Below are 20,309 nucleotides of genomic sequence, written 5' to 3'. Positions count from 1 at the left end.
ATTAAAGCCCTCCGTACAACTATTGATTTATAGGTTCAATTTAAATACCCTAATAATAACATTATTTTATTAATGGTGACTTCTATATCCGTCACGCGAAAGATAATGACCCTATTTCTTCATAAGAGGTAAATCATCATGACCTTAGATCTTATTTGCAATGAACAAATCGATACCAATGATTATGATCTCTGGTTAAAAGAATATGGATGTACCGAGCTCAATGAAAACCTTAAGCAAGATGTCTTAGCAATCTGTAAATTTTTCTGTAACGAACAATTGGTTTTACACGGTTTAAAAAAACTTGCGGAACAATATTTTGCCTTTAATAAAACAGAAAAAAAATCTCTACGACAATTTTTTGATAACTGGGGAAGTCAAAACTATTTCAATAATCCGACTCCCCTTAATAGTACTGAGGAGTTTAAAACGAGTACTAATTTTCAATATCCCAAACATACTCCCATTTTATATGGTGAATTAACAGCCAATTTATTTAATAATGTTCTATTAAAAAATGGTTACTTATCTGCAGATGTAGGAGCTGGTCCAAAACATGGGAAATGGGCTCATACAATTCAATTATTTCTTATAGAGGAAGCAAGAAAAGAAGGCGTTTTAAAACTTCATACACCAACTACTTGTCAATTTATACAATTAATCTCTCAAATCAAAGGCCAGTATGAATCATTTAGTTTATGGAATCTTTTATTTGATTCCTTTGATGATCATATTTTTACCAATCCCAACAACATCACAACCATCTTAGCCCATTACCATGGTACAGCTGAAGCAGAAATCTTTTTAGCATCCAAATTAAATGCTTATGAAAAAAAATTCGATCAGGCTGCATCAACCTTGGGTTATGAGGGTTTCGCTCAGACCAAGTATTTAAGTAGGTTAAGTGAAGCAAGTTATGTCAGTTATAAAGATAAATGCGGACTATTATGGTTTGCACCGAAAAACAAAAGTTCCAATTCCGCTGCCTCGCAAAAAGTGGATTTATTTGTACTAGATATGTAGTAAATTAAGTCATGATTGATTTATAATTGTGCACCATTAATATTTTTAGTGTTAAAGAGGATGAAGATAGCATTTATTGTGAGTAGTATCGGAGATACAGATTTAGCCTTAAATACAATAAAATCTATGGAACAAAAAGGCTTACATAAAAGTATCCTCATTTCATTGACTAAAACAGCACAACAACGTATAGATGGGTTTCAGTTATCACCACATGTCGATAAAAAATCACTTCCTGAAATACTTCATCTCAACCCAGAGCTTTATCCTGAAGGGAAATGTACCGAAGAACAATTAAAAGAAGTTATTAAATTTTTCACAAATGAAAATATTCATTACCTATACGTTGGGGTACCTTCAGTAAATAATGCAATTCCCTTTCAAATTGCCGAAGCATCGGAAAATATTCCTGTACTTGTAGCTTATGAGTTTATGTTTAAACCAGAAACACATTGTTTATGGAACTATGTGCCAGCACTAAAGATGAAATCCAATATTCAATGGGCACTCCCATTGACAGAGGCAATAGCTGACTTTGGGATTGATGAAAAAAATAAAGTACATCTGACGGGGCATCTCAGTATTGATAATGCTTACTCACTCAAACCGTCTCCCCAAAAAACAGCTGAAGAAATCAAAACCACTCTGCAAGTAACAAAAAACCAATCATTGGCTTTTGTGAGTAGTACCACCCAACCAATTTCTACTGATACGGAATTTTTAGATTGTTTATTAACTGAGCTCTCTAACCATCCCAATATACAAGTTCGGCTTGGGCTTCATCCAGGCATTCAAGATTTAGATGCATATCTCAATGAACTTTTAATTATGTATAAGAAGCACATGGATGTAAACAATCAATTTAAAATTATTTTGCCAGATAATTTAATAGAGCGTTTTAAACGTCCCGAACTCACTATCAATGCACCACAGTTCCAAGAATTATTTTTAAGAGTTAATATCAATGGAACTGAAGCATCTTTCGCTGCTGATAGAGTGGCTCAAGCTGTATCTGGAGCACTTCTAAATCAAGCTATTTTAGAAGGGAAGCCATCTTATTCTCATTTTGGAAAACCCTATTTACCAAATCGATATTTTTCAAACACTATCAATGGGTTCTTTTCAGGGGTCCGCCAACAACCGCCATTAAAAAAGGAATTAGGTTTGGATGAAAAATCAGCTCCTGAAAAATATGCTGAAATTATGATTGGTTGAATAAGCTGGTCTTATTAGGTATTTATCCTTATTTCCCTACGTTCCCGTAGCTTGCCCGCGGGATCCATCATTTGGACCGCGGGACGTCAATTGAGAGATACATCTATTAAGTCAATGGCGTAAAGCTGGGCAGTTATGCGTGCTTATTATGTGCAGGATGAGATTCTTTAAGCAGGAAAGCTGCAATAAGCAAACTGGCTAAAAAGCATATGGGCATAACCATCAAAGAAACTTGGTAACTTGCAACACTATATACATGTACTCCATTAACCAAATGCCAAGAATGAGTATGTTGCAATATATAACCCACTAAAGGCTGAAATATTGCTCCACCGATTAACACGGAAAGATTATTAAACCCTGAGGCAGTGCCAACAAGCTCTGGAGGATTATTTTCTTTAACTACAGCAAAGCTCACTGTTTGTCCCCCAGCGCCTAACCCAAGGACAAACAAAACAAATGGAGCCCATCCATAAGTTAATCCCGGAACATACAATAATACTAAGGTTGCCAATAAACCTAAAACCGAGCTAAGGATTAATGCGATGCGACGACTTTCAATTCGATCACTGAGCCAGCCAAGTAGAGGACTCCCTACTCCTATACCAATCCAAATCAAACTGCAGAGGCCAGAAGCAGCAACTACACTAATTTGAAATTTTTCCTGTAAATAAGGAACCCCCCAAAGTGCAGCAAAAACAGCGATTGGAGTCCAAATCGCAAAAGCATATCCTCCTGTTATCCAGGTATAGCCATGTTTGCACACTGCAACAAGGCGTTTCCACTCTTCACGCAGATAATGTTCAGGTATGGCTTGATTTTGCTGATGAGGATAATCGCGAATAAAAAACCAAAAAAATATCGCTAATACAAAACCAATGAAGGATAAAATAAAGCTTGCATTACGCCAGCCAACTCCCTCAATCAAATAGGCTAATGGCATTTCTCCAAATATAGCTCCTACTGAACTCATTAGTTGAGCCACTCCTGCCAAAATCGCAAAATAATAAGGAGGAAACCAACGAGATAAAAGAACCAAAACACCTATGAAAGAAAAAGCAGAACCAATTCCAATAAGAAATCTACCAATACAAGCAGTAAATATACTATCCGTTGACGCAAAAAAAGCGGAACCCAAAGCACATAAAATAATTGCAAAAGTCATTAACTTGCGTGGACCATAACGATCATATAACACCCCTGCTGGCAATTGAGTTGGCGCATATGCATAGAAGTAAAAAGCTGAAATAAAACCAAATCCCTGGCCTGTAACACCAAAGGTCTTCATCATTGATTCCGCCATAACACTTGGCGCTACTTGAAGAATGAATTCGTATAAATAAAATGAGGCAGCCAGAAAAAAAATAAAATATGCAGTTCCAAGTCGAACATTCGCTCCTTGAGGTGCATTATCATTACTATATGAGCTCAATTTAAGGTCACTCCGTTTGAAATTCCACATTTAAGCTTATACATATTTACTTTGTCAATATGATTCTAGTATATAAAGACAATTACCACTTAATAGATATTAAAATAATACTGTAATCTTCTATCTAAAGTAAAACGCTCATTCAAAATGGTTTAAATTTTTATCAATTTAAATAATCTAAGCCGTTTTAATAGGCCTTTGGCAATGGGGTGCACTTTATACCGCAAAGATCCCCACCAAATTTAACCAATAACGATTAATCTCTCAGGCATACCACGCGGGAGATAGAAAAGAGCAGAATGAAATACCAGCAAATCCTAGGTTTTCTCATGTTTATTTGGTCATAGGATAAATTGCACCTAATATAGTGGGGTGCGTTGAACCGGTTATCGTTCTTAAATCTAGGGGAGTATAATTTATTGTTTGTGCAGCAAGCCAGGCAAACATCATTGCTTCTAAATAGTCAGGACTTATCCCTACTTCGGCAATACTCTTCACCTCTGTTTCAGACACTAACTGATTAAGCATGTCTAATAAAGCAAGATTATGTGTACCACCTCCACATAAGTACAACTTGTCAACAAAATTTTCTTCTGTTAAAAGACTATTGGCAATCGTTTTTGCAGTGAATACCAACAATGTTTTTTGTACATCTACAGGCTCATAATCATTGCTTAAATGAGCTTCTAACCATGCTAAAGAAAAATACTCTTTACCTATACTCTTTGGCGCGGAAAGATGCACAAAAGGATCAGCCATTAAGGTTGTAAGCAGAGGTTCAATAACTTCTCCCTGCTGCGCCCAACGACCATGAGCATCATAAGCCTTTCCTTGATGCTTCATAATCCAGGCATCCATTAAACAGTTCCCTGGGCCAACATCCCATCCTTTAATAGGTTCATTGGGGTGAATCAGTGTAATGTTAGCAATACCACCCACATTAGCTACGGCTATATGATTCTTTTCATGTTTAAAGATTTCTTGGTGATAAATTGGTGCAAAAGGAGCGCCTTGCCCTCCAAGTACTATATCTCGAGTTCTGAAATCAGCCACCACGGTAATATCGGTTAACGTAGAAATAGTATGGGCACACCCTAATTGTAATGTATATGGAATAGCGCAATTTGTATCGTGACAAACCGTTTGACCGTGACTTCCTATAGCACAAATGTCACTGGAGGATAATTGGGCTTCTTTTAATAGCTGATTGACCGCATGAGCAAATTCTTTTCCGATTAATGTATTTAATTGGCAAATAGAAGCAAGACTTAAATTTAAGCCATCCAACAGAGCATTGATACGATTTTTGACCTCCTCACTATAGCTTATGGTGTTACCCAAAAGTAATTTATTTTTAGAGATATCAACAAGTGCTGCATCAATACCATCCATACTTGTTCCAGACATTAAGCCTATATATAAACTCATTAGCTGTTCCTCAGTTTGAAACAATTATAAAAATTTTCTGTTGTTATCGCCGCAATTTCTTCAAATGTCATCCCTCTAAGTTCTGCTAGAGCTTCAGCTACATATCTCACTAAAGCAGGATGGTTTTGTTTGCCTCGATAAGGGACTGGGGCCAAATAAGGTGAATCTGTTTCTATGAGTATTCGATTTAAGGGTATTTGTCGAGCAACCTCTTGGAGAGCAGTTGCATTTTTAAAAGTGACAATGCCTGAAAATGAGATATAAAAATTCAGATCCATGGCTTTATGAGCTATATCTATACTCTCTGCAAAACAATGCATTACCCCACCAATTTGATCTGCATTTTCTTCTCTCATCAATGTGATTGTATCTTGTGCTGCTTCACGAGTATGAATAATCAAGGGCTTCGCAGTTTTTAAAGCGGCTTTTATATGCTCTCTGAATCGATGACGCTGTACTTCTCGTGCCTCCTCTGTATGTGTTCGATAATAATCCAAGCCTGTTTCGCCAATTGCAATACATGCAGGATTCACAGCTAAATCACACAACATCTCAGAAGTAATAGGAAAATCCATTTCACTATTTGGGTGAACCCCAACAGAAATACTAATGTTGGAGTAATTCATGGCGAGACTTTCTAATTGCGAATAATCAGCCAACTCCACACAAACACATAAAAAATGCCCCACATCATTGGCTTTTGCTTGTGCTAAAACATTTGTAATATCATGATTAAAATCAGTTAAATCAAGAAAATTCAAATGACAATGCGAATCAACTAACATGGGATGACCTCATTAAATGGCATAAAATAGCTTAGAATAATTAAGTTTCTTCCGCGTTTTGTTATTTCAAAATCAACTAAATTGTATCTGTTATCTGAGATGATTTTAACATGCCTGCTATATAGGTCTCTATTTTATTGCACAAATTACGGCTATTTTCTCCCATAAACTGTATCCCTATTCCAGGAGTCTTATTACCTTGAGCGCCTTTAGGCGTAATCCATACTACTTTTCCCTCAACGTTGGAAAACTCATCTTCATCCATCAGTTTTATTGATAAACTAACCATTGCCCCAAACTCAATCTGGTGATTCGTGCGAATAAATATTCCACCATTTTTTACAAAGGGCATATATGCTGCATACAACGCTGATTCGTTAGGAAATATACAGTTGATCGATTGTTTATCCATGCTTGATTTCCTTATCCCCTAAATCACAAATGCAATCCATTCATCTTATTATAACTATTCACTGTGAATAGCCAACAATAAATCCTCTAATGCTAAAATTTGATTCACATTAACATTACGGCTTAATTTTCTCTGCAATGCATTTATTTTATCAATTTGGGCAAAAATCATAACGGGGCTTAATAAACCTGCTAAGCTTTGCAATTGTTGAGTTGCAGGTCCAACATCAATAATCCCATTAATTTGCATTATTTGTATTTGTGAATACACCAAATACAAAAACCACAATATAGTATTAATCTCAAATTGGCTCCATTGAGCAGCCACCATACACGGATGTGTCTTGTCTTTAATCACAGAAATCAAACCATCTAAGACAAATTCTGCTTGACTCATAATCGCTGTTTGCTCTGATTCTGGGGGATAGCGCTCCCCCAACTGCAGAAGATTTAAGGTGGATAAATCAACATATGATGGAAAATGCATTACCTGACATCGACTTAGAACTGTTGGTAATACTGTGCTCAACTGCTGCGCCACCAGTAAAAACAAAATATGTTGAGCAGGTTCTTCCAAAATTTTTAATAGTGAATTTGCTGCAGAGATATTCATGCGTTCGGCTGATTCAATCACAATCAAACGATGATTTGCTCGTTGTGGGGTTAAATAAGAATAATCGTGTAACTCTCTTATTGAGTCAATTTTTATTGGTCCTCCTCTTTTTTCTGGCTTAATCCACTTCAGATCAGGATGCTCAGAACAGAGAACCATTCGGCAATCAACACATTCACCACACGGTTTTATTTCTTTTTTACAAAAAACGAATTGAGAAAACTTCCAAATAAAATCAATTAGAGGGCAGTCTAATGAACCAACAAATAACATTCCTTGAGGCATACGCTCATTTTGCCATGCTAATTGAATCTGCTTCCATTGAGACAAGTATTTTTCTTCTTTTGGGGTATAAGCGATCATGTTTGATGCTCTATAAACTCATTTATTGCTTTTTGAAGTGCCTGATGTACTTTTTTTAACGGGAGTGATGCATTAATACTCACTATATAGGGATTCATTTTGATATACTGAAGATAACTATCATGCACTCGATGAAAAAATTCGATTGATTGTTGTTCAATTCTATCAAGTTCCCCTCTCGATTTAACTCGTTGCAGTCCCTCTTCAGGACTAATATCTAAATACAAAGTCAAATCAGGTTTCAATCCTTGTAATGCAAAAGAAGAGAGATGACTAATCATCTCCTGATCCAACCCTCGACCTCCCCCTTGATAAGCCATAGTTGATAATTCAAATCGATCAGCAATCACCCAAATACCTTTTTGCAGTGCAGGCTCTATAACTTGTTTCAATAATTGGATTCTTGCCGTATAAAGAAGTAATAATTCACTTCGATCATCCAAAACATCATGATACTCAGGATTCTTTATTAGATTACGTAAAATTTCCCCAATAGCCGTCCCCCCTGGCTCACGTGTAGTGATCGTTTTAATCTGCCTTTCGGCTAAAAGGTCAATTACTGTATTTACTGCCGTGGATTTTCCTGCACCTTCTAATCCTTCGATAACAATTAACTTTCCCTTTGCAGAGATCATTTAGAAATCCTTTCGTTTATATTGGTTAATTGCTTGCTTTTGCTGCTTATAAGTTTCTGAAAACTGATGTGTTCCATCGCCTCTAGCAACAAAATATAAATAATTAGAGAGTTGGGGGTGAGCCGCTGCGTCCAAAGACTCTTTACCTACCATAGCAATAGGCGTTGGTGGTAAGCCTCTATAACGATATGAGTTATAGGGTGAATCAATTTGCATATCATCATGAGACAGTTTTCCTGTGTATGCAGCACCTAAACCATAGATTACAGTAGGATCCATTTGTAACGGCATATTTTTATTTAAGCGGTTAATCATTACTCCGGAAATGAGCTTTCGCTCTTGTGGAATAGCAGTTTCCTTTTCGATGATCGAAGCTGCTGTAAGCAATTCATAAGGGGTTTTATAAGGTAAATGAGGCGCTCTATTAGCCCAACTTTTATTCAAATAGTTAATTAAATTACGATGTGCATACTCTAATAAACTCTTACTACTGCTTCCACCTTGATACTGGTAAGTATCTGCAAGTAGTAATCCCTCAGCATTAGGATAATTCCCTTTTATATCATTCCAATCACTAGCCTGATAGTTTAGAAAAGGAGCTTTTGTTAAATCCTGTGTCACTTTTTGTTGGGTAGTACCTGCAATAATGGTAAAATTTTGTGTTAAAACATCTCCATCTACAACTCGATGAAGCAACTGTAGTGCCGTTTCACCAGGTTTTATTTGATATACTCCAGCTTTGAGTTGTGATGAAAGACCTGTGAACCGAATCACCATGAGCAGGGGCGATCCTGCAGAAATTAAATTTTTTTCCTTTAAGGTTTGCACAAATTGTGAGGCTGTTGTAGTTCGATCAAGAACGATAACCACCGGTACCCCTTTAATAGGAACCAGGGATGTTGCTATCTGGACATAGATACGCACAAGAAAAAACGTGCAAGACATAAAAAACAGTATTGCAATAGAGAATAGCCACTTTTTATGTCTTAAAAATGCCATTTAGATCCGTTTAAATAAGAGGCTACCATTAGTTCCACCAAAACCTAAGGAGTTGCTAAGAACATAATTAACATCTCTTTTTTGAGGAGCATGAGGCACATAGTTCAAATCACAACCTTCATCTGGATTATCCAAATTAATGGTTGGTGGAACAATTTGATCTCTTATCGACAAAATACTGAATATCGCTTCCACTGCTCCAGCAGCACCTAGTAAATGGCCCGTCATTGATTTAGTAGAGCTGACAGCTAATTCATAAGCATGTTGTTTAAATATTCGCTTAATCGCTTTTGTTTCATTTAAATCGTTCAGATAAGTGGATGTACCGTGCGCATTAATGTAATCAACTTGCTCTACATCGATATGTGCATCATGTAGCGCTGCTTCCATTGCACGAGCAGCACCATCAGCATCTTCATCAGGCGCAGTTATGTGATAAGCATCCCCAGACATACCAAAACCTACGAGCTCTGCATAAATTTTTGCACCACGAGCTTTTGCATGTTCATATTCTTCTAATATCAGAACACCAGCCCCTTCCCCCATAACAAAACCATCTCTGTCTTTGTCGAAAGGTCGCGATGCTTTCTCAGGCTCATCATTACGTTTGGATAAGGAACGTACCGCAGAGAATCCGGCTAAACACAGTGGAGTCAAAGTCATTTCCGCTCCACCACATACCATAACATCAGCATCACCATAAGTAATCATGCGCCCGGCAAGCCCAATATTATGAGTTCCGGTAGTACAAGCAGTAACTACGGAAATATTAGGACCTTTAAGTTGATGTCTAATTGAAATCTGTCCGGCAACCATATTAATAATACCCGCCGGAATAAAAAATGGAGAAACTTTTCGAGCTCCACCTGCCATAAGTTTATCTTGGTTATTCGTGATGGTTTGGATACCGCCAATACCTGCACCGACAGCAACACCAACACGCGTTGATAAACGTGCATCTATTTTTAAACCCGAATCCAGAATTGCTTCATCAGCAGCAGCAATGCCATATTGGGTAAACACATCCATTTTACGGGCATCTTTAAGCGGAACATAGTCCTCAATATTAAAATTCTTAACCTTAGCCCATATTCGTGTGCTGTATTCATTTGGATCAAATTCTTCTGCCAAAACTACACCACTCACACCGGCTAATATATTTTGCCAAGTTTCTTTTACATTAAGTCCAACAGGAGTAATCATACCCATGCCAGTAATTACTACACGCCGCTTATTCAATGAAAGCTCCTTAAAACACACTCTATCTCTTGCACATAATATGCAAAAAGATGAGATAAAAGCAAAAAATCAGTAAGTAGTCAGCTCCTATTTAGAAACAACAATACTTGGCACATTTTGCGAGAAAATATTCCTAAGCCATGCTCATATCATAATTTGTATGCTACGCTTACTTAGAAAAACTTCCTCACAACATGTACTCAAATCCTACCGTTCGAGCAAAAATTGACATAGGAGATCTGAGTTATTACAAAAATTATGCTTCTTCTTTATTTAAATTAGATTCAATATAATCAATTGCTTCTTGAATTGTGGTAATTTTTTCAGCTTTTTCATCAGGAATTTCTGTTTCAAATTCTTCTTCAAGAGCCATAACCAATTCCACAGTATCTAAAGAATCAGCACCTAAATCATCAACAAATGATGCATCATTCTTTAATTCCTCTTCCTTAACACCCAGTTGTTCAACAACAATTTTGCGAACACGCTCTTCAACTGTACTCATAACTTGATTTTCCTCTTTCGGTTGATAGAAATATAAAAACTATAGGTATTTTATCATACTACTTCCACTTAACTTTAACTGCTTGGCAAGAGCATTAGTGCATTAGTGCATTAACTTATTTATCAGTATTTAAATTTAGCAGCTAATCCAACAAAAACAGTCAAAGTTAAATGGAAGTGGTATAGTTTATTCATTTATACAGATAACGCAAGTGCATTAATTCATATACATGCCACCATTGACATGAATTGTTTCACCTGTGATATATTTAGCACTTTCTGATGCTAGAAAAGCAACGGCCTCAGCGATATCAGATGGTTCCCCAAGCTTACGCATAGGGATTCTTTTTAACATTTCTTCTTTAACCATATCGGGTAATGAAGCAGTCATATCAGTATCAATAAAACCAGGTGCAACAACATTCACAGTAATTCCTCGGCTTCCTAATTCTTGTGCTAGGGATTTACTAAAACCAACGACACCTGCTTTGGCAGCAGTATAATTGACTTGGCCTGAATTGCCACTTGAACCAACAACTGAGCCAATGGAAATAATTCGTCCCCATCGTGCTCTAAACATCGACTTTATGCAAATTTTAGTCATCTTATAGATAGAGTTCAAATTGGTTTCAATGACTTTATACCATTCATCATCATCCATACGTAACAATAAATTATCAGAGGTGATTCCAGCATTATTCACTAATATTGAAGGAGCTTGGTTTTCATGACTCAACTTCCCAATCATCTCTTCTATTTGCTCTGAATTAGTTACATCAAGCACCAGGCCTTTTCCAGATAACTTTTCCTTCTCAAAATGAGCATTGATTGATTGAGCACCTTGTTCTGTGGTTGCTGTGCCAAAAACCAAAGCTCCTTGTTGTGCTAACTTTGAAGCTATTGCTTGACCTATTCCTCGGCTTGCTCCCGTAACTAAGGCAATTTTTCCCTCTAAATTGATCATTTAGTTTCCTCTAATAGAAAATGTTTGTTTTAACACCCAGCTCTGCCAATGCTCATGCATGCCTGAGAAACATAACGTGTTAAGTAATTTATTACATTTTGTTGACAAAGCTCAACTTTTTCAAGAGTTTTGCCATTTATGCGAATTGTTCCTCAACTTGTTCAAGGCTAATGGTATCGTAAACACTAATAGTATTTAAGCTTCTATCTATTCGTTTAATTAACCCACTAAGCACTTTTCCAGGCCCACATTCAAGGATGATTTCTATCCCATTTTGTTTAAAAAATTGTATTGTCTCAACCCATCGTACAGGACTATATAATTGTTCTTGCAGTTTTTTACGTATATGTTCTGCTGAATGATAGATACTTAAATCCACATTACTAACCACATCAATTTTTGGTTTTTTGAATTCGATTTTAGCTAAATACTCACCAAAAACCTCCGCCGCATCAAATAATAAAGGACAGTGGCATGGTACACTTACAGGAATTATTTTAGCTAATCGCGCTCCAGAATCTTCAGCTAACCCCAAAATTCGTGTCACTGCGGGAGTATGACCAGCAACAACCACTTGCCCAATTGCATTATAGTTTGCCGGAGTAACCACTTCATTTGTTCGACTTGCTTGATCACATAAATTTTTTACTTGCTCATCAGTTAAACCAACAAGAGCAGCCATGGCTCCTACACCTAAGGGCACTGCATTTTGCATTACTTGTCCTCTACGACTGACTAAACAAGCAGCATCAAACAATGATAAAGCATCAGCACAAACTAATGCAGCATATTCACCTAAGCTATGGCCAGCTATAATGCATGGTTGAACAATATCTTGTTGCATCAGTAGCCTGTGGATAGCAACATCTGCTACAAGCATTGCAACTTGAGTATGTTCTGTTTGATTAAGTTTTTCTTCAGGTCCATGTTGTATGAGTTTCCATAAGTCATAGCCGACAGCCTCGGATGCTTCAGCAAAAGTCTTAACAACAATAGAATATTGCAACTCAAAGTCAGCCAACATCCCTATTGATTGTGATCCTTGCCCAGGAAATACAAACGCCGTTTTTACCATGTTAAAAATAGCTCCGAACTAGATTTTAATTTAAATTTACAATTAATTAATAACGAATAACCATAGCTCCCCAAGTCATTCCGCCACCAAAAGACTCAATCAATAATAGCTCATCTCGCTTTATCTGATTGGTCCTAATAGAATGATCTAGAGCCAAAGGAATGGAAGCAGCCGAGGTATTACCTTGACTGCCTATTGTAACAATCACTCGAGACATAGGCAGGTCTAACTTCTTAGCTATAGCTTGAATAATACGCATATTTGCTTGATGTGGAATTAACCATTGAATGTCTGATTTGGTCAATTGACTCGCTTCTAAAACCTCGTCAACAACATCCCCCATATATTTGACCGCAACTTTAAAAACCTCATTGCCACGCATACTTATCATAGCTCGCTGAGTATCAAACGTTCCATTACTCAAGTTTAATAATTTTTCAGCATCGTAAGAGGCATGCAGTACGCTTCCTACAATACCTTGTCGATCACTTGCGCTTAAAACTACCGCACCTGCACCATCACCGAAAAGAACACAAGTTGCTCGGTCAGTCCAATCCACTGCCCGAGACATGCTTTCACTACCGATAACAAGAATATGTTTAGCTACACCACTCATAATGTATTGTTTAGCAATATCCATCACATACACAAAACCACTACAGGCGGCACCCACATCAAATGCAGGTATGGGTTTTTTAATTTTTAAAGCATGCTGTACATAGCATGCTACCCCAGGAAAAAAATGATCTGGAGTACAGGTAGCAACTACTATTAAATCAATTTCATTAGCATCTAAACCTGATGCATTCAATGCTTGTTCAGCAGCTTGTGCTGCCATATATGATGTAGTTTCATAAGATTGCGCAATACTACGACTGCTTATGCCTGTTCTGGTGACAATCCATTCATCAGTGGTATCTAACTTTGACTCTAGTTCAAAATTAGTCAGTTGTTTCTCGGGAATATAACTTCCAGTACCACTAATTACAGCATTCTTCATAACAGCAACCCTTGATTTATAAAATCATTTATTTGAGCACGCACTAAATCAATCACATTATTTTTTACTTCAAGAATTGCTTGCTCTATAGCATGTTGAAACCCAAGTTCATTCGCCCCACCATGACTTTTAACTACAATACCATTTAAACCGAGCATACTCGCTCCATTATAGCTAGAAGGATCGAACCGTCTCTTAAGATGCCTTAATGCCGGGCGTGCAATTAATGCGGAAAGCTTGGTATACCAGTTTTTATTAAATGATTCCATGAGCAAACTCACAAAAAGCTTTGCAAGGCCTTCACTAGCTTTTAAAGCAACATTACCCACAAAACCATCACAAACTACTAAATCCACTTCTCCGGTATAAAAATGATCGCCCTCAACATAGCCCACATAATTCATTACTGAACATTCAGCAAGCATGTGTGCGGTACGTTTGACTTGATCATTTCCTTTCATTTCTTCTACGCCAATATTCAATAAGGCGATTTTAGGTTTAGGTTTATTGGCAACTGCTTGTACCAATGCAGATCCCATAACTGCGAACTGAAACAAATGCTCTGCACAAGAATCCACATTAGCACCTAGATCAATAACCCAGGTTCTACCAGTTTTTGTTGGTAATTCAGAAACAATCGCAGGCCTATCAATGCCTGGGAGTGTCTTAAGAACAAAACGTGCTGTAGCCATTAAGGCGCCAGTATTTCCAGCACTAACACAGGCTTGAGCCATGCCTTCTTTCACTAAATTAATTGCCACTCTCATAGAAGAGTCTTTTTTATTGCGCAAGGCATGCGAAGGCAATTCATCCATAGTTACTACTTCTGAGGCATGAACTATGGAAAATTGATCTGAGGATGATACACCATATTTTTTTAAAAAAGCGTGGACCTTATCGTGAACTCCAACAAGTATCAGCTTCAATTCAGGATTATTTTTCGCCGCGCGAACACAGGCAGGAATCACTACACTCAACCCATGATCCCCACCCATCGCATCAATGGCAATGGTGATATTTTTCAAGAAAATTACTCTTGTTCGTATACGGTATCAGTATCAATAACTTTTCTACCACGATAATAACCATCTTCTGTCATATGATGACGACGATGTGTTTCACCGGTAGTTGCATCAACAGAAAGTGTTGGCTTAGTCAATGCATCATGTGAACGACGCATATCACGACGTGAGCGTGATTTTTTATTTTGCTGTACAGCCATTGTATTACTCCTAAACAATTTGCATTCATAGAGCGTGAATATTAGTGTTAATTCGATAAAATTTCAATAAAATTCACTTTGTTCCCATCAAAATTTGATTTATTTCACTGCTGCAATCACTCATTTCCGCATGAAATTGTGGTGCATAAAGATGTAATTCGTCAACAAGTATATCTTCTAAACTTATTTGTAAATTAGCAGAAACAATACATTCATAATGTTCAAGTATCTGTTCTGCACGTTCATCATTACGACATACAGCAACCACGGTGCTATTATCATATGGAAAATTAAATTCGTCTAGGCAACGCTGACATTGAAGAGATAACTCACCTGTAACGTGAAGATAAATGAGGTAAAAATCCTCCTTAGCCTCAACCTGATAAGTCACATGCAAATGGCACGGAGCAGTTATAAAATTCGGTAAACGTTCACTGAGCATTATTGTTCTATTTTGCGAGCCTTGTTTGACCATTTCTTGTAAGTGAAGCATTATTATCTTATCCTAGAATGTTATATTTTTTGCTTTAACGGTGAAAAAGCAGTTAAACTCTACTATATGAATCTAAATTTACTAAAATTAAGTTTTTTCACTTTTTAATATTAAGCGGTATCTCAATTTTATGAAAGCTAAAGTTATTATTGGAATGTCTGGAGGAGTTGATTCTTCAGTTGCAGCATGGTTATTACAAGAAGCAGGCTATCAAGTCGAAGGCTTGTTTATGAAAAACTGGGAACAAGATGATAAAGATGGATTTTGTCCCGCAACCCAAGATCTTGCTGATGCTCAAGCGGTATGTAATCAATTGCGAATTCCGCTACATACTGTTAATTTTTCTAAAGAATATTGGCAAAATGTATTTACTTATTTTTTGAGTGAATATGAAAAGGGAAGAACCCCCAATCCTGACGTACTCTGTAATAAAGAAATAAAATTCAAAGCTTTTTTAGACCATGCTTTAACCCTTGGTGCTGATTATATTGCAACCGGACATTATGCTAAAAACGTAATCAATGGAGATGCTGGCTTTTTATTCAAAGCAAAAGATAGAGATAAAGATCAAACTTACTTTCTTCACGCAGTAGATCCTAGAGCTCTGGCAAAAACTTTATTTCCCATTGGTGATTACACAAAACCTGAAATTAGAGAGTTTGCCCAAAAGTTAGGATTAGTCACGCACGCGAAGAAAGATTCAACAGGTATTTGTTTTATTGGTGAAAAACGATTTAAGTCCTTCTTACAAGAGTTCATCTTGGCTCGGCCAGGAGAAATCAAAAGTACCGAAGGAAAGATATTAGGGAAACATGATGGATTAATGTTTTATACTATAGGACAAAGACAAGGATTAGGTATTGGTGGTTTACAAAACACAACAGATGATCCTTGGTATGTTGTCGATAAAGATATAAATACTAATACCTTATATGTAGCTCAAGGAAGTCAACATCCAATGCTTTATGCGCATGGTCTTGTATGTGGCCCGATTCATTGGTTAGCCGATTGTAAGGATAAATTACCACTTACGTGTTATGCAAAAACAAGATATAGGCAAGCAGAGCAAGGATGCATGATTTCTCCTGAAGATGGAAATCAACATTACGTGATGTTTTCAAATCCGCAACGTGCTGTTACTCCAGGACAATATATCGTTTTTTATGATAAAAACCAGTGCCTAGGTGGCGCTACTATTGAACACATTATTAGATAATTCTAAATTTAGGATAGTTAGATTATAATTATATGAATACAACGGGAGTTAAAATGGCTGCTATAAATATATCCCCTATGATCAGTGACATTCGATTTTCTATTAGTGCGGCAGATAAAGTAGCTGAACTGATTAAAGAAGAAAATAATTTTAACTTGAATCTTCGTATTTCTATTACAGGCGGAGGCTGCTCCGGATTTCAATATGGATTTAGTTTCGATGAAGAGATTAATGAAGATGATACAGTAATAGTTCAACAGTGCTCAGACGGAATATCCTCTGTAAAACTTCTTATTGATTCAATGAGCTATCAATATTTGCATGATGCTGAAATTGATTATACTCAAGGAATTCAAGGCGAACAATTTGTTATCCGCAATCCAAATGCTAAAACTACTTGTGGGTGTGGCTCCTCATTTAGCATTGATGAGGAAGAATAAAAAACATCTTGCTAATAAAACAGAAAATTAAATTCTGTTTTACTAGAACAAGATTAGGATCAATAAGAATAAACAATTACCTTAGTTCCTATTTTAATAAAATTATTACTTAGCCACTTCGCATCACTAGGGAGCAAACGTATACATCCATGACTGGCGTTGTAATGAGGTACTTCATAGGAACCATGTATCGCATAATTCTTAGTAAAATACATGCAATAAGGCATAGGAGCTCCACCTTTACCTACGGGATATCGACTGGAAACGCATCCTGGACCACCTTTGCTCAAAACTGCGAAAACACCCGAGGGAGTTTTACAACTTCGATGTATATCTGGACAGTATCGCCTACCTCCCGAAGCTCTTCCTGTGCGAACTACCTTGCCTTGTGAGTTAATGGCTTTCCACGAAAGCGTATTTGGATTGAAAACAAAAGTATTCGCCTCAGCAGGAGACAAACAAAGGAAATACAATAGTGGAAGAAATAAGAGATAAGCTAACGACGATAAAATAGGATTTTGTTTTTCCATAATTATTCCCTAATTACTATTCATCTTCACTTTATATTTTAGATTAAATTTTAATCAAAACAAGATTTTTTTGTACAATCAAGCAATAATTGTTCTACTATATTAATTGAGCAACTTTAAAAGGATTCAATCATGCGTAGTCTTATACCTGCAGTAACAGCAATTTTTATGAGTTGCACCATTATACCGTACACGGCACAAGCTGATAGTCCTAGCACAGCTAGCACTACAAGCACTGACACTACAAGCACGAGTACATCTAGCACTTCTCCAAGTATTACAAAAGATGAATGGTTCAAATCAATTACGCCTTTACTACCTGATCTTATTTGTAAAGGATTCGAAAATGATGCTCAGTTGAAAAAACGACTTGATGATATCAAAATGACTCACGAGCAATGTCTGACTGCAATTCCTGAAAGTGTCAGTAAATGTCAACAAGAGCTCTATACAAAGATTCCCGATAAACTCAATGATGAGACCACTGCTACTTGGGGAAAAACTCTTGGGGAATGTATCGGTAAAGATTTTGCGATTAAGTATTTGATTCCCAAAAACTAACAAAATGATAAATAAAAAGAACATTGGATGAAAATTATTTAGAGGGATACCACCATTGGGTTAATGGGGTACGTCATTTTCGCGAAAGCGGAAACCCATTTCTATAGGAGCATGCTGTTTCCATCAACATGGGTTCACCCTTTCGCGAGGACAACTACAAGTTCCTTAAGTCAATAGCACGAGTCAGGTAGACTCTGAATCTTTATCCATAAAGTGAGCTTGGGATAAGACCTGAGCCCATTCTTCATCGTGCATCACACGTTCATTTAAATGTGTGTGTCAATTTACCTGATTCTTTGAGGATTACTTCAAATTCCCTTAATCGGTTATTTGTAAAAATTATATGACATATAAAAATAATTAATTGGATTTGTATTAACCAATAAGATTAAACTATAAACATCAAAGCCAATCAAACCACAGATCTTCTTGAACTATGAAAATGAAAAAAATCAATCATAACAAAGTAGATATAGATACCTCTCCTGAGAAAAAAAACAACAATCAATTAACAGGTTTGTTGCTTGGAACTGGGATCGGAGCTAGTCTATGCACCATCGGCATACTTGCTCCTTTTGATGTCGGCATATTGAGCATAGTTGCTTTTGCTACAACAATAGGAGGAGGCTTGGCATTAATTAGTGGTGCTATGGGAGTTGACACAATAAAACTTTCTCCACAATCTGAGATGATGGATAGTACCGCTCCACCTCAAGAAAGTTACAAGATAATGTCAAAATCCTTAGGTGCAGGCTTAAAGAGGGTTAATGGGAAGGTAGACCAACAACAAACACCTCAAAAAAGTCACCCGCAAATGACAGAAAAGGAAAATTCTTTAGATGCAAACTTATCAACTCATTTACCCGCAACAGGTTTAAAAAAAGAAAAAACAGTTCAATCAGAGAAACAGAGCAACTCAAGTCTCTTCTTTTAATCATGTTAACCATCAAGCACGGTGAGAGTACAGAAGCTCCTCGTGAATTCTGCGCAAATTGTATTCTTGAATCAGAAAAAAGCCATTAATTACTTTCCCAATAATTCACTCCAGATTTTTTATGCAAAAAATCAATAAATAATTGATGCAATTCAAGCTCTTCCGAGCTTGCTGGCAAAACCACCGAGTTTTCTAAGTGAAGTGCAACTGTTTCTTGGCTTTTAGTATTAACATGAATGGAGGTTTCTTCAACTTCTGCAAATAAACTAGTTTGTCCACCAGTCATCGCTAAATAAACAAAGGCTAGAATCTCGGCATCTAGTAAAGCTCCATGCAATTCACGATTAAAATGATCAATTCCATAGCGTTTACATAAGGCATCTAGGCTATTACGTTGTCCTGGATATTTTTCTCTGGCTAAAACCAAGGTATCGATAATTTTACAATAAACTTCAAGTTTCTTATTCCAGTTAATAAGTTGTAACTCTGAGTTTAAAAAACCGACATCAAAAGGTGCATTGTGAATAATTAATTCTGCCCCACTAATAAACTGCCAAAACTCCTCTGCAACCTCTTCAAATAAAGGTTTGTCTTGCAAAAATTCGTTACTTATTCCATGAACACGAAATGCTCCTTCATCAACAAGACGTTGGGGATTAAGATAAACATGAAAATGATTTCCAGTCAATTTTCTCTCAATTAATTCCACACAACCAATTTCTATGATTCGATGTCCTTGCTCATGTCCAATACCTGTAGTTTCTGTATCTAAAACAACTTGTCTCATGCGTTATTCTCTCTTAACTCTGCAATAGCTTGGTTCGCCAAAGCGTCTACAAGCTCATTTTCCAAATGACCTGAATGACCTTTAACCCAGTGCCAATTTATTTGGTGACGAGAAGCCAATTCATCAAGCAACATCCAAAGATCAGCGTTCTTTACAGGTTCCTTTTTGGAATTTCGCCATCCTTTCATTTTCCAATTAGGTAGCCAGTCCATCATTCCTTGTCTTAAATATTGAGAATCAGTATACAGCTCAACAGTACAAGAACGTTTTAGAGCTTCCAAACCCTTAATTGCGGCCATAAGCTCCATACGATTATTTGTAGTATGTGCCTCTCCACCGTGCAGGGTCTTTTCCTGCCCCTTATAACGGAGCAGCACCCCCCAACCTCCAGGCCCTGGATTTCCTTTACATGCCCCATCAGTATAAATTTCAACAATCAC

General features: G+C 36.9%; 24 protein-coding genes. 6 read left to right on the top strand and 18 right to left on the bottom strand.

The features are described from left to right. Positions 1 to 138: 138 nt before the first annotated feature. Both DYH34_RS08055 and DYH34_RS08050 read left to right on the top strand, forming a co-directional pair. Positions 139 to 1,023, top strand: coding sequence for a LirA/MavJ family T4SS effector (locus DYH34_RS08055; protein WP_058463591.1), 885 nt, complete (start codon positions 139 to 141; stop codon positions 1,021 to 1,023). A 60-nt stretch (positions 1,024 to 1,083) separates the two neighbouring features. After that, positions 1,084 to 2,238, top strand: a complete 1,155-nt coding sequence (locus DYH34_RS08050; RefSeq protein WP_058463592.1) for a hypothetical protein — start codon at positions 1,084 to 1,086, stop codon at positions 2,236 to 2,238. A gap of 133 nt (positions 2,239 to 2,371) precedes the next feature. Here the strand turns inward: DYH34_RS08050 and DYH34_RS08045 are convergent, their stop codons facing one another. The 15 genes from DYH34_RS08045 to DYH34_RS07975 all read right to left on the bottom strand — a co-directional run bounded on the left by DYH34_RS08045 (position 2,372) and on the right by DYH34_RS07975 (position 15,401). Then, positions 2,372 to 3,670, bottom strand: coding sequence for an MFS transporter (locus DYH34_RS08045; protein WP_058463766.1), 1,299 nt, complete (start codon positions 3,668 to 3,670; stop codon positions 2,372 to 2,374). Between the two features lie 333 nt (positions 3,671 to 4,003). Continuing rightward, the gene (locus tag DYH34_RS08040; protein ID WP_058463593.1) at positions 4,004 to 5,098 is read right to left on the bottom strand and encodes an anhydro-N-acetylmuramic acid kinase; all 1,095 of its coding nucleotides are present in this window, start codon (positions 5,096 to 5,098) and stop codon (positions 4,004 to 4,006) included. Beyond that, a complete protein-coding gene (locus DYH34_RS08035) occupies positions 5,098 to 5,883 on the bottom strand; it encodes a TatD family hydrolase (protein ID WP_058463594.1) in 786 nt (261 codons plus the stop codon). Before DYH34_RS08035 ends, DYH34_RS08040 begins: the two co-directional genes overlap by 1 nt. A gap of 76 nt (positions 5,884 to 5,959) precedes the next feature. After that, positions 5,960 to 6,295: a PilZ domain-containing protein gene (locus tag DYH34_RS08030; protein WP_058463595.1), complete on the bottom strand. Its 336-nt coding sequence runs from the start codon at positions 6,293 to 6,295 to the stop codon at positions 5,960 to 5,962. A gap of 54 nt (positions 6,296 to 6,349) precedes the next feature. Beyond that, positions 6,350 to 7,270, bottom strand: a complete 921-nt coding sequence (locus DYH34_RS08025) for a DNA polymerase III subunit delta' C-terminal domain-containing protein (RefSeq protein ID WP_058463596.1) — start codon at positions 7,268 to 7,270, stop codon at positions 6,350 to 6,352. Further along, positions 7,267 to 7,905: a dTMP kinase gene (gene tmk / locus DYH34_RS08020; protein WP_058463597.1), complete on the bottom strand. Its 639-nt coding sequence runs from the start codon at positions 7,903 to 7,905 to the stop codon at positions 7,267 to 7,269. The genes DYH34_RS08025 and tmk overlap by 4 nt, the downstream gene beginning before the upstream one ends. Continuing rightward, positions 7,906 to 8,904 carry an endolytic transglycosylase MltG gene (gene mltG, locus DYH34_RS08015; RefSeq protein ID WP_058463598.1) on the bottom strand — a complete coding sequence of 333 codons (999 nt, stop codon included), beginning with the start codon at positions 8,902 to 8,904 and terminating at the stop codon, positions 7,906 to 7,908. Beyond that, on the bottom strand, positions 8,905 to 10,143 hold the full coding sequence (gene fabF, locus DYH34_RS08010) for a beta-ketoacyl-ACP synthase II (protein WP_058463599.1): 1,239 nt from the start codon (positions 10,141 to 10,143) through the stop codon (positions 8,905 to 8,907). Positions 10,144 to 10,399: 256 nt separating this feature from the next. Continuing rightward, positions 10,400 to 10,648, bottom strand: a complete 249-nt coding sequence (gene acpP, locus DYH34_RS08005) for an acyl carrier protein (RefSeq protein ID WP_003631752.1) — start codon at positions 10,646 to 10,648, stop codon at positions 10,400 to 10,402. A 216-nt stretch (positions 10,649 to 10,864) separates the two neighbouring features. Then, positions 10,865 to 11,611 carry a 3-oxoacyl-ACP reductase FabG gene (gene fabG, locus DYH34_RS08000; protein WP_058463600.1) on the bottom strand — a complete coding sequence of 249 codons (747 nt, stop codon included), beginning with the start codon at positions 11,609 to 11,611 and terminating at the stop codon, positions 10,865 to 10,867. Between the two features lie 136 nt (positions 11,612 to 11,747). Next, positions 11,748 to 12,686 (bottom strand): ACP S-malonyltransferase, encoded by a 939-nt coding sequence (gene fabD, locus DYH34_RS07995; RefSeq protein ID WP_058463601.1) that lies wholly within the window; start codon positions 12,684 to 12,686, stop codon positions 11,748 to 11,750. Between the two features lie 46 nt (positions 12,687 to 12,732). Continuing rightward, on the bottom strand, positions 12,733 to 13,686 hold the full coding sequence (locus DYH34_RS07990) for a beta-ketoacyl-ACP synthase III (RefSeq protein ID WP_058463602.1): 954 nt from the start codon (positions 13,684 to 13,686) through the stop codon (positions 12,733 to 12,735). Then, positions 13,683 to 14,711, bottom strand: a complete 1,029-nt coding sequence (gene plsX / locus DYH34_RS07985; protein WP_058463603.1) for a phosphate acyltransferase PlsX — start codon at positions 14,709 to 14,711, stop codon at positions 13,683 to 13,685. The genes DYH34_RS07990 and plsX overlap by 4 nt, the downstream gene beginning before the upstream one ends. A 5-nt stretch (positions 14,712 to 14,716) precedes the next feature. Beyond that, entirely contained in the window at positions 14,717 to 14,908 is a 192-nt protein-coding gene (gene rpmF / locus DYH34_RS07980) for a 50S ribosomal protein L32 (protein ID WP_058463604.1), read from the bottom strand. 73 nt (positions 14,909 to 14,981) lie between these two features. Further along, a complete protein-coding gene (locus DYH34_RS07975) occupies positions 14,982 to 15,401 on the bottom strand; it encodes a YceD family protein (RefSeq protein ID WP_058463605.1) in 420 nt (139 codons plus the stop codon). A gap of 130 nt (positions 15,402 to 15,531) precedes the next feature. Here DYH34_RS07975 and mnmA point away from each other — a divergent pair, with 130 nt between their 5' ends. Then, positions 15,532 to 16,617: a tRNA 2-thiouridine(34) synthase MnmA gene (gene mnmA / locus DYH34_RS07970; protein ID WP_058463606.1), complete on the top strand. Its 1,086-nt coding sequence runs from the start codon at positions 15,532 to 15,534 to the stop codon at positions 16,615 to 16,617. Positions 16,618 to 16,670: 53 nt separating this feature from the next. Further along, positions 16,671 to 17,057 (top strand): iron-sulfur cluster insertion protein ErpA, encoded by a 387-nt coding sequence (gene erpA, locus DYH34_RS07965; protein ID WP_058463767.1) that lies wholly within the window; start codon positions 16,671 to 16,673, stop codon positions 17,055 to 17,057. Between the two features lie 59 nt (positions 17,058 to 17,116). Here the strand turns inward: erpA and DYH34_RS07960 are convergent, their stop codons facing one another. Then, positions 17,117 to 17,587, bottom strand: coding sequence for a L,D-transpeptidase (locus tag DYH34_RS07960; RefSeq protein ID WP_058463607.1), 471 nt, complete (start codon positions 17,585 to 17,587; stop codon positions 17,117 to 17,119). Between the two features lie 132 nt (positions 17,588 to 17,719). Here DYH34_RS07960 and DYH34_RS07955 point away from each other — a divergent pair, with 132 nt between their 5' ends. Then, complete coding sequence (locus tag DYH34_RS07955; RefSeq protein ID WP_058463608.1) at positions 17,720 to 18,148, top strand: hypothetical protein; 429 nt, start codon at positions 17,720 to 17,722, stop codon at positions 18,146 to 18,148. 442 nt (positions 18,149 to 18,590) lie between these two features. Then, complete coding sequence (locus tag DYH34_RS07950; RefSeq protein ID WP_058463609.1) at positions 18,591 to 19,082, top strand: hypothetical protein; 492 nt, start codon at positions 18,591 to 18,593, stop codon at positions 19,080 to 19,082. A gap of 85 nt (positions 19,083 to 19,167) precedes the next feature. On the opposite strand, the gene dnaQ is transcribed toward DYH34_RS07950, so the two are convergent. After that, positions 19,168 to 19,869, bottom strand: a complete 702-nt coding sequence (gene dnaQ, locus DYH34_RS07945; RefSeq protein ID WP_058463610.1) for a DNA polymerase III subunit epsilon — start codon at positions 19,867 to 19,869, stop codon at positions 19,168 to 19,170. Further along, on the bottom strand, positions 19,866 to 20,309 hold the full coding sequence (gene rnhA / locus DYH34_RS07940; protein ID WP_058463611.1) for a ribonuclease HI: 444 nt from the start codon (positions 20,307 to 20,309) through the stop codon (positions 19,866 to 19,868). Before rnhA ends, dnaQ begins: the two co-directional genes overlap by 4 nt.

The sequence above is a fragment of the Legionella cincinnatiensis genome (assembly GCF_900452415.1).
Taxonomy (GTDB): domain Bacteria; phylum Pseudomonadota; class Gammaproteobacteria; order Legionellales; family Legionellaceae; genus Legionella; species Legionella cincinnatiensis.
The sequence above is the reverse complement of the archived record's forward strand: the minus strand, read 5'-3'. Positions and strand labels throughout refer to the sequence as shown.